This window comes from Streptomyces doebereineriae, assembly GCF_031845645.1.
Taxonomy (GTDB): Bacteria; Actinomycetota; Actinomycetes; order Streptomycetales; family Streptomycetaceae; genus Streptomyces; species Streptomyces canus.
On sequence record NZ_JAVREZ010000621.1, the window covers coordinates 1 to 255 of the forward strand.

Genomic DNA, 255 nt, shown 5'->3' on the forward strand with positions numbered 1-255 from the left:
GCCGACGAAGTGGACGATCCAGTTCGGCGAGCCGATCCTCACGGACGGGTATCCGCCGGAGGCCGCGGAGGATCCGATGCTGATGTTCAATCTGACCGACCAGGTGAGGGAACAGATCCAGCACACGTTGTACAAGTTGCTGGTGCAGCGGAGGTCCGTGTTCTTCTGAGTCTTCCCGGGTGTGGAGCCGGCGGACGGAGTCCGGCGCAGCCGTGCGAAGCCCGCGGAGCGGTGCGAGGGCGGCCATGTGGATGC

1 pseudogene is annotated in these 255 nt (G+C 65.5%); it reads left to right on the forward strand.

Going from position 1 to position 255, the window contains the following annotated elements:
- Positions 1-169: pseudogene (locus tag RNB18_RS53555) on the forward strand (glycerol acyltransferase); the annotation flags it as partial.
- Positions 170-255 lie beyond the last annotated feature (86 nt).